The sequence below is a fragment of the Actinoplanes sp. NPDC048791 genome (assembly GCF_040650095.1).
Lineage (GTDB): Bacteria > Actinomycetota > Actinomycetes > Mycobacteriales > Micromonosporaceae > Actinoplanes.
Map to the genome: position 1 here is coordinate 1 of NZ_JBEZGQ010000266.1, position 9,336 is coordinate 9,336.

Genomic DNA, 9,336 nt, shown 5'->3' on the forward strand with positions numbered 1-9,336 from the left:
GAGCGTCGGACGCCGGGACCTCGCCGAGCAGGCCGCGGCGATCTGCGCCGCCGAGGCGGCCAAGGAGGTACGCCCGGCGCGTGCGTTCGCGGCGTCCGCTCGTTGCCGGGCGTTGCTGGCCGAGGATCCGGAGCCGGCGCTGGCCGCGGCCGAGCACTACCGGTCGGTGGGGCGGGTGCCGGAGCTTGCCGCCGCTCTGGAGGACGCGGCGGTGCTGCTGGCCGCGAACCGCCGCCCGCACGAGGCCGCTGCCACCGGCGGCGAGGCGGCCGAGTTCTACACCGTGCTGGGCGCGCGCTGGGATCTGCGCCGCACCCGGGCGCGGCTGTTGGAATACGGCGTGGAACCGGCCCGCGGCACGTCGCGCACGGCCACTGTCCGCTGAGGATCCCGCGCACCGGCCCATCGCCGAGCGCCAATGTCCAAATGTGAGCGGTAACAAATTCGCCATAGCGCGCTACGCAAGGTAGCAGTAGGCGTCTGAGCTGCACTTTAGCGGATTTCCGGGCCAATCTCGACGGTGTGCTGCGTTCGGTTCTGGGGGTTTGTGGCCATGACCTTGACAGGAAAAGTTTGATAGTGCGTGAATGTGTTTCCAGATAGTAAATCCTCGATGCCACCCTTGAAGGAGTTCCCATGACCGGTATGTCCGGACACTGGAGACCCGCGCTTCTTTCCCTCAGCACCGCCCTGGTCGTGCTCGCCGGCGCGGGCGCGTGCGCGAAGTCCGAGGACGGCGACACACCCGCCGCCGGTGGTGCCGCCAACTCCGCCGGCGCCCAGGTCGCACAGTCCGCCGCGGCCGGCGTGCCGACCTGCACGCTGGAGCAGTTCGGCGGCACCAAGGTGGACCTGAAGACCGCCAAGATCGGCTTCTCGCAGTCGGAGAAGGAGGCCAACCCGTTCCGGATCGCCGAGACCCAGTCCATCCGGGACGAGGCGGCCAAGCTCGGCATCCCCAAGACCAACCTGCAGACCACCAACGCCAACTCGCAGTTCAACAAGCAGATCAGCGACGTCGAGCAGATGATCGACTCGGGGGTGCAGCTGCTGGTCATCGCCCCGCTGAACTCCGACGGCTGGGACTCGGTCTTCGCCAAGGCCGCGGCCAAGAAGATCCCGATCATCACCATCGACCGCAAGATCAACGCCACGCCCTGCAAGGACTACCTGACGTTCATCGGGTCGAACTTCGAGGAGCAGGGCAAGCGCGCCGCCGACAAGATGGCCGCCGCGCTGGGCAACAAGGGCCAGGTGGCGATCCTGCTCGGCGCGCCCGGCAACAACGTGACCACGCTGCGCACCAAGGGTTTCAAGGACCAGATCGCCAAGGTCGCCCCCGACATCAAGCTGGTGTTCGAGCAGACCGGCCAGTTCTCCCGCGAGGAGGGCCAGAAGGTCGCCGAGCAGCTGCTGCAGTCCAAGTCGGACATCAACGGCATCTACGCGGAGAACGACGAGATGGGCCTCGGCGCCGAGATCGCGCTCAAGGGCGCCGGCAAGAAGCCCGGCGACGTCAAGATCGTCTCCATCGACGGCACCAAGGGCGCGGTCCAGGGCATCGCCGACGGCTGGTTCTCCGCCGTCATCGAGTCCAACCCGCGCTTCGGCCCGCTGGCCTTCGAGACCGCCACCAAGTTCTTCAACGGTGAGCCGATCCCCGCGGACATCATCATCTCCGACCGTGAGTACGACGAGAGCAACGCCAAGACGGACCTCGCCAGCGCCTACTGAGTCACCCTCTCCCCCAGGAGTGCTCACATGACCGTCCCCCGCCCCCGGACCTGGCGACGCCTCATCGCCATGACCACCGCCACCCTGACCGCCTCCGCCGGCGCCCTGATCGCCACCACCGCTCCGGCCGCGGCCTTCGTCCCCAAGACACCCCCGCTGACGACCCCGTGGACCAACCAGGTCTCGACCACGAACCCGCTGCCGGAATACCCCCGCCCGCAGCTGACCCGGCCCGACTGGCAGAGCCTGAACGGCATCTGGCAGTTCGCCGGGGCGTCCAACATCAACACCCCACCGGTGAACACGACGCTGGGCGAAGAGGTGCTTGTTCCGTACCCCATCGAGAGCGCTCTCTCGGGGATCATGCGCCATGAAAACTACATGTACTACCGCAGAACGTTCACCGTTCCGGCCGGCTGGTCCGGCCGGAACGTGAACCTCAACTTCGGTGCCGTGGACTGGCAGTCCAAGGTCTGGGTGAACGGCACGCTGCTCGGCACCCACGAGGGCGGCTACGACAAGTTCTCCTACGACGTCACGAGCGCGCTGCGGTCCGGCGCCAACGAGGTCATCGTCGGGGTCTACGACCCGACCGACGGCCAGGACATCCCGGTCGGCAAGCAGCGCACCAACCGCGGCGGCATCTGGTACACGCCGTCGTCGGGGATCTGGCAGACCGTCTGGCTCGAGCCGACCAACCCGGCCCGGATCACCCGGCTCGACACCACCCCGAACGTCTCCGCCGGCGCGCTCGACCTGGTGGTGCAGGCGGCCAACGCGAGCGGCCAGGCGGTCACCGCGCAGGTGCTCACCGGCGGCACGGTGGTCGGCACGGCCACCGGTACGGTCGGCGCGTCCCTGCGGATCCCGGTTCCCAACGCTCACTTGTGGACCCCGGACGACCCGTTCCTGTACGACCTGCGGGTCACCCTCGCGTCCGGTGACGTGGTGGGCGGCTACTTCGGCATGCGCTCACTGGGCAAGGCCATGCTCGGCGGCACCCTGCGCCCGACGCTGAACGGCAAGTTCGTCTTCCAGCTCGGCACCCTGGACCAGGGCTACTGGCCGGACGGGCTCTACACCGCCCCCACCGACGCCGCGCTGCGCTTCGACCTCGAACAACAGAAGTCGCTCGGGTTCAACATGGTCCGCAAGCACATCAAGGTGGAGAACGACCGCTGGTTCTACCACGCGGATCGGCTCGGCCTGATGGTCTGGCAGGACATGCCGGCGCTGGCCAGCGGCCGGGAGCCCTCGGCGGCCGGGCGCACCCGGTACGAGAAGGAACTCAAGGAGATGATCGACGAGCACAAGGGCATCACGTCGATCGTCCAGTGGGTGCCGTTCAACGAGGGCTGGGGCGAGTACGACGCCGGCCGCATCGCCGACCTGGTCAAGAGCTGGGACGCGACCCGGCTGGTGAACCACAACTCCGGCTCCAACTGCTGCGACTCCGACCCGGACCCGGGCAACGGGGACGTGATCGACGACCACATGTACGTCGGCCCGGGCATCACCCGGCCCCCGACAGCCACCCGGATCGCGGTCAACGGCGAGTACGGCGGCCTCGGCCTGCGCGTGCCCAACCACGAGTGGCCGACCGCGGGCAAGTTCGCGTACGAGTGGCTGCCCGACACCAACGCCCTGACCAACCGGTACGTGCAGATCACCGGCAAGCTGGCCGACCTGATCTCCACCAACGGCCTGTCGGGGTCCGTCTACACCGAACCGACCGACGTCGAGGAGGAGCTCAACGGCTTCTTCACCTACGACCGGCAGATCCAGAAGATGAACTTCGCCGCGGTCCGGGCGGTTCATCAGCGGGTGCTCGGCGCGGCGACCGGCACCACCCTGCCGACCGGCCGGCTCGCGTCGCTGCGGGTCACCACCCCGGGCTTCACCGACCGCTACCTGCGGCACTCCGGCGGCGCCGCCGTCACCTCGGTGATCGGCGCGGGCAGCTCCACCGGGGACAAGCAGGACGCGACGTTCTGGGTCCGCCCCGGACTCTCGAACAGCGCCTGCTACTCGTTCGAGTCCCGCAACTTCCCGGGCCAGTACCTGCGGCACCGCGGCTACCGGGTCTACCGGGAGGCGAGCAACGGCGGCACGTTCAACGCCGACGCCACGTTCTGCGCCCGGCCCGGCCTGTCCGGCGGTGGCACGTCGCTGGAGTCGGCCAACCTGGCCGGTTACTACCTGCGGCACCGCAACGCCGAAGTGTGGATGGACCAGAACACCGGTGGCTCCTTCACCAACGACGCGACCTGGACCGTGAGCAACCCGCTGTGGCGCAGCGGCGCGGACCTGGCCGTCGGGCAGAACCGGTCGTTCCGGGTCACCACCGCCGGCTACGACAACCGCTACCTGCGGCACCGGGACTCGCTGGCGCGTACCGACGTGATCAGCGCGAGCAGTGCGCTCGCCGACCGGCAGGACGCCACCTTCACCGTGCGCGCCGGGCTGGCCGACAGCACCTGCTACACGTTCGAGTCGGTCAACTTCCCGGGCCGCTACCTGCGGCACGCCAACTACCGGGTGCAGACGGCGACGAACGACAACACGACCACGTTCGCGCAGGACGCCACCTTCTGTGCCCAGCCGGGCCTGGGCGGTGGCAGCGGGAACGTGTCGCTGGAGTCGTACAACTACGTCGGCTACCACTGGCGGCACTACGGGGAGGCCGTCTACATCGCCACCAACGGCGGCGGCAACGCCTGGGACAACCCGGGCAGCTACGCCGCCGACGCCACCTGGAACAACGCCGCCCCGCTGGGGTAGCGCGAAAGTGAGTGGATCCATGGCACTGCTGGAAGTCGTCGATGTCGCCAAGGAGTTCCCGGGCGTACGCGCCCTGGACGGGGTCTCCTTCACTCTCCGGCCGGGCGAGGTGCACGCCCTGGTCGGGGAGAACGGCGCCGGTAAGTCCACCTTGATCAAGGTGCTGACCGGCGTCTACCAACCGGACGGGGGCGAGCTGCGCTACCGCGACGAGCCGGCCCGGTTCGGTACACCGATGGACGCCCAGCGGGCCGGGATCTCCACGATCTACCAGGAGGTCAACCTCATCCCGTTGATGAGCGTGGCCCACAACCTCTTCCTCGGCCGCGAGCCGCGCACCCGGCTCGGGCTGCTGGACGAGGGACGGATGCACCGCGAGGCCGGCGAGATCCTGCGCCGGTACGGCGTCACCACCGACGTCCGCCGCCAGCTCGGCACCCTCGCCCTGGGCGCGCAGCAGATGGTCGCCCTGGCCCGGGCCGTGATGATCGACGCCAAGGTCGTCATCATGGACGAACCCACCTCGTCGCTGGAACCCCGCGAGGTGGAGACCCTGTTCGGGGTGATCCGGGAGCTGCACGCCCAGGGCATCGGGATCGTCTACGTCAGCCACCGCCTCGACGAGCTCTACCGGATCTGCGACACCGTCACGATCCTGCGCGACGGCCGGGTCGTGCACACCGGCCAGCTCGCCGAGCTGGAACGCATCCGGCTGGTCTCGCTCATGCTGGGCCGGGACATGTCCGCCGTCCGCCGCGAGGGGTTCACCGGGTTCGCCGGCGAGCACGCCACCGCGGCGGACGCGGCCCCGGTGCTGGAGGTCGCCGGCCTGACCAGCCGGCGCAAACTGCACGACATCAGCTTCGCCGTCCGGCCCGGCGAGGTGGTCGGGCTGGGCGGCCTGCTGGGCGCCGGGCGGAGCGAGACGATCAAGGCGATCGGCGGGGCGTACCCGGTGGACAGCGGCCGCGTCACGGTCGGCGGCAAAGAGCTGAAACGGCCGACCACCGTACGGGCGGTACGGGCCGGCATCGCGACGCAGCCCGAGGACCGCAAGGCCGAGGGCATCGTGGCCGGGCTGTCCGTCCGGGAGAACATCGCTCTCGCGGTGCTGCCCCGGCTGAGCGCGTTCGGCCTGGTCTCGGACCGCAAGATCGACGAGGTCGTCCGCACCTACATGGACCGGTTGCAGATCAAGGCGTCCAGCCCGGATCAGCGGGTCGGCGACCTGTCCGGCGGCAACCAGCAGAAGGTGCTGCTCGCCCGGCTCCTGGCCACCCGGCCGCGGATATTGCTGCTGGACGAGCCGACCCGCGGCATCGACGTCGGCGCCAAGGCCGAGGTCCAGTCGCTCATCGACGAGCTGGCCGGCGAGGGCCTCGGCGTGGTGCTGGTCTCCTCCGACGCGGAGGAGCTGATCGAGGGCGCCGACCGGGTGGTGGTGCTGCGGGACGGCGCGGTCGTCGGCGAGCTGCGCGACGCGGACGTCACCACCGAGGCGCTGCTGGAGACGATCGCCGCCGCGGCGGTAGTGGAGGCCTCCGATGACGAGTGAGTCAGTGGCCACCCGGCCCGGAATCGACCTCGCCCGGATCCGGGCCTGGCTGCCGGCGTACGGCGTCTACGCGGCGATCGTGCTGCTGGTGCTCTACAACGTGGCGTTCACGCCGAACTTCCTGGCCTGGAGCAACCTGCGCATCCAGCTGATCCAGGTCGCCCCGGTGGTCATCGTGGCGCTCGGCATGGCGCTGGTCATCGGCACCGAGGGCATCGACCTGTCGGTCGGCTCGGTGATGGCGCTGGCCGCCGCGCTCATCCCGCTCTACCTGGGTTACGGCGTGGTCGCGGCGATCCTCATCTCGCTGATCGCCGGTGTCCTGGTGGGGCTGGTCAACGGCACGCTGGTCGCCCGGGTCGGGCTGCAACCGATCGTGGCCACCCTCGCCCTGTTCGTCGGCGGCCGGGGGCTGGCCCTGGTCATCTCCGGCGGCCAGCTCAAGGACATCCGCAACGACGACCTGATCTTCCTCGGCTCGGGCGACTTCCTCGGCCTGCCGATGCTGGTCTGGATCGCCGCGCTGCTGGTGCTGGTCGTCGCGTTCATCGTGCGGCGCACGGTCTTCGGCCGGCGGCTGCTGGCCATCGGCGGCAACCGGCCGGCCACCGAGCTGGCCGGCGTGCCGGTCAAGCGGGTGCTGATCACCGTGTACGTGATCTGCTCGGTGCTCGCCTCGATCGCCGGTCTGCTCGCGGTCGCCCGTATCCAGTCCAGTGACGCCTCCGCGGTCGGCCTGCTCATCGAGCTCTCCGCGATCACCGCCGTGGTCGTCGGCGGCACCCCGCTGACCGGCGGCCGGGTCCGGGTCCTGGGCACCGTGGCCGGCGCGCTGCTCATGCAGCTGGTGGTGGCCACGATGATCAAGCACAACCTGCCGTCGTCCAGCACCGAGATGGTGCAGGCGGCCATCATCCTCATCGCCGTGTACGCCGCCCGAGAGAGGAAGGCCCGGTGACTCCCATCGTGTCGGACCCCGAGGCCCCCGCGGCCGCCGTCGCCGCCGACGTCCGCCGGGCCGAACGCACCGACCGCATCGTCAGCCTGGTCCAGCGCCAGGGCGCTCTGGCGGTGCTCGTCGTGGTCGTGCTGATCGCCGCGGCCTCGTTCCCGAACTTCCGCAGCTTCGACAACGCCGCCACCGTGCTGGTGGCGGCCGCCCCGCTCGCGCTGATCGCGCTCGGCATGACGTTCGTGATCATCACCGGGGGCATCGACCTGTCGGTCGGCTCGCTGTACGTGCTGGGCGGGGTCGTCTCGGCGTACGCGTCGCAGTGGGGGCTGCTGCCGGCGTTCCTGGCCCCGCTGGTCGTCTGCGGGCTGATCGGCGTGCTGAACGGGATCCTGATCGCCTACACCAGGATGGCGCCGTTCATCGTCACGCTCGCGGCCCTGCTCGGCGCGCGCGGGCTGATGCGGGCGATCAGTGCCGAGGGCTCCACGACGTACCTGGTCAAGAGCGACGCCGTCCGCAGCTTCGGCACCGGCTCGTTCCTCGGCATCGGCTACCCGGTCTGGCTGGTCGTGGTGGTCTTCGCGCTCGGCATGATCCTGCTGGCCCGGACCCGGTTCGGCCACGCGGTCCACGCGGTCGGCGGCAGCGAGGACGCGGCGGCGCTGATGGGCATCGCGGTACGCCGCACCAAGGTCTGGGTCTACGTCATGTCCGGCCTGCTCGCCGGCCTGGCCGGGGCGATCAACGCGGCCAAGCTGGGCTCCGGCGTGACCGTGCTGGGCATCGGCCTGGAGCTGGACGCGATCGCCGCCGTGGTCATCGGCGGCACCCTGCTGACCGGCGGCGCGGGCACCATCACCGGCACCATCGCGGGCGTGCTGCTGCTCGGCGTGATCCAGAACATGATCAACCAGGTCGGCAACGTGCCGAGCAGCTACCAGCAGCTCATCAGCGGCGCGTTCCTCGCGGTGGTGGTGGTCGCCCAGACCTACCTGGCCAGGTTGCGCCGGGTGACCTGAGACAATGGGATCATGAAGCCCACCTTCGTGTACGACGGCGACTGCTCGTTCTGCACCAGCTGCGCGCAGTTCATCGAACGCCGCATCCCGTCGCACGCCACCGTGGTGCCGTGGCAGTTCGCCGACCTCGACCGGCTGGGCCTGACGCTCGAGCAGGTCGAGGAGGCGGTGCAGTGGGTCGGCCCCGACGGCACGATCGCCTCGGGCCCGGACGCGATCGCCCTGCTGCTGCGCGACGCGGGCCGCCTGTGGGAGGTCCCGGGGCGCGCGCTGCAGCTGAAGCCGGTCGGCCTGCTGGCGTGGCCGGCGTACCGCTGGATCGCGGGCCACCGCCACCTGCTGCCCGGCGGCACCGCGGCCTGCTCACTCCCCCGGGCCCAGCGCGACAAGCTCTACGGCACCGCAGCTCAGTAGGCGTAGCGGCGGACCGACTCCGGGTGGATGACGACGCGCAGCTGGTCGCCGGACAGCAGCGCGGCCAGGTCGGCGGCCCGGGTCGGGTCGTCCAGGTCCCAGTAGCGGGCAGCGAGGCGGGCGGCCAGGTCGTGGGCGCCGTCGGTCTCCACCGTGGTGCGGCCGGCGACGGACACCCAGCGCTCGCGCTCCCCGACCGGGGCGGCGACGACGATCGAGGCGCGGGGGTCGCGGCGCTGGCGGCGCACCTTCAGCGACTCCGGCTCGGTGAAGAACTGGACCGTCCCGTCCGCGGTGGCCTCGAACCACACCGGCCGGGGCTCCGGTGGCACGTTTCCGGTGGCCACGGTCAGGAAGCCGTGCAGCGGGCGGGCGAGGAACTCGAGGTCTTCGGCGGTCAGGCTCGATGAAGTGCTCATGACCCGATTCAACCTCATCCGGCGGGTAGCTCAGTTCAGGTGGGCGGTGCCGAGCACATGTCCATCGTGGTCGGCCACCGCGACCGCGCTCACGTTGCGCAGCTGGATCGAGCTGGCCCCGGTGACCTTGGCGTTGCCGCTGGGGGTCGGACCCCAGATCGCGGCCTGCTCGACCGTGCCGTCGGCCCGGCTCACCCGGCACACGAACGGGCCCTGGCCGCGCAGCCTGGAGACGGTCAGGTCGATCGACACCCCCCAGGTCTTGCCGGTGAGCACCGCCTGACCGGCGAGGCCACTGCCGTCCTCCGCCTCGAAGACAGCGGTGACCGCGGGCTGGCCCGGGCCCCGGCTCTGGCTCTGGCTCGGCGCGGCGATCGGCGGCCCGGCCGGCGGGTCCTGGTCCCGGGTGGCGATCACGCCGACGCCGGCCGCGACGACCAGCACGGCCGCGGCCACGGC

The 9,336-nt window shown here is 70.4% G+C and carries 7 protein-coding genes and 2 pseudogenes; 7 read left to right on the top strand and 2 right to left on the bottom strand.

Going from position 1 to position 9,336, the window contains the following annotated elements:
* From AB0C29_RS20310 to AB0C29_RS20340, 7 genes and pseudogenes are all read left to right on the top strand, one after another.
* Positions 1–385 (top strand): annotated as a pseudogene (locus AB0C29_RS20310) (SARP family transcriptional regulator); the annotation flags it as partial.
* A 251-nt stretch (positions 386–636) separates the two neighbouring features.
* Positions 637–1,734 carry an ABC transporter substrate-binding protein gene (locus AB0C29_RS20315; RefSeq protein WP_360822240.1) on the top strand — a complete coding sequence of 366 codons (1,098 nt, stop codon included), beginning with the start codon at positions 637–639 and terminating at the stop codon, positions 1,732–1,734.
* Between the two features lie 27 nt (positions 1,735–1,761).
* On the top strand, positions 1,762–4,515 hold the full coding sequence (locus tag AB0C29_RS20320; RefSeq protein ID WP_360822242.1) for an AbfB domain-containing protein: 2,754 nt from the start codon (positions 1,762–1,764) through the stop codon (positions 4,513–4,515).
* Positions 4,516–4,534: 19 nt separating this feature from the next.
* Positions 4,535–6,070, top strand: a complete 1,536-nt coding sequence (locus AB0C29_RS20325) for a sugar ABC transporter ATP-binding protein (RefSeq protein WP_360822244.1) — start codon at positions 4,535–4,537, stop codon at positions 6,068–6,070.
* A complete protein-coding gene (locus AB0C29_RS20330) occupies positions 6,060–7,028 on the top strand; it encodes an ABC transporter permease (protein ID WP_360551158.1) in 969 nt (322 codons plus the stop codon). Before AB0C29_RS20325 ends, AB0C29_RS20330 begins: the two co-directional genes overlap by 11 nt.
* Positions 7,025–8,044, top strand: a complete 1,020-nt coding sequence (locus AB0C29_RS20335) for an ABC transporter permease (protein WP_360822246.1) — start codon at positions 7,025–7,027, stop codon at positions 8,042–8,044. Before AB0C29_RS20330 ends, AB0C29_RS20335 begins: the two co-directional genes overlap by 4 nt.
* Before the next feature lie 9 nt (positions 8,045–8,053).
* Entirely contained in the window at positions 8,054–8,458 is a 405-nt protein-coding gene (locus AB0C29_RS20340) for a DUF393 domain-containing protein (protein ID WP_360822250.1), read from the top strand.
* Here the strand turns inward: AB0C29_RS20340 and AB0C29_RS20345 are convergent.
* Positions 8,452–8,877 (bottom strand): pyridoxamine 5'-phosphate oxidase family protein, encoded by a 426-nt coding sequence (locus AB0C29_RS20345; protein WP_360822248.1) that lies wholly within the window; start codon positions 8,875–8,877, stop codon positions 8,452–8,454. The genes AB0C29_RS20340 and AB0C29_RS20345 overlap by 7 nt on opposite strands.
* Positions 8,878–8,907: 30 nt before the next feature.
* Positions 8,908–9,336 (bottom strand): annotated as a pseudogene (locus tag AB0C29_RS20350) (hypothetical protein); the annotation flags it as partial.

Coding starts and splice junctions, on each gene's coding strand:
- AB0C29_RS20315 (WP_360822240.1), top strand. CDS start 637: ATGACCGGTATGTCCGGACACTGGAGACCCGCGCTTCTTTCCCTCAGC.
- AB0C29_RS20320 (WP_360822242.1), top strand. CDS start 1,762: ATGACCGTCCCCCGCCCCCGGACCTGGCGACGCCTCATCGCCATGACC.
- AB0C29_RS20325 (WP_360822244.1), top strand. CDS start 4,535: ATGGCACTGCTGGAAGTCGTCGATGTCGCCAAGGAGTTCCCGGGCGTA.
- AB0C29_RS20330 (WP_360551158.1), top strand. CDS start 6,060: ATGACGAGTGAGTCAGTGGCCACCCGGCCCGGAATCGACCTCGCCCGG.
- AB0C29_RS20345 (WP_360822248.1), bottom strand. CDS start 8,877: ATGAGCACTTCATCGAGCCTGACCGCCGAAGACCTCGAGTTCCTCGCC.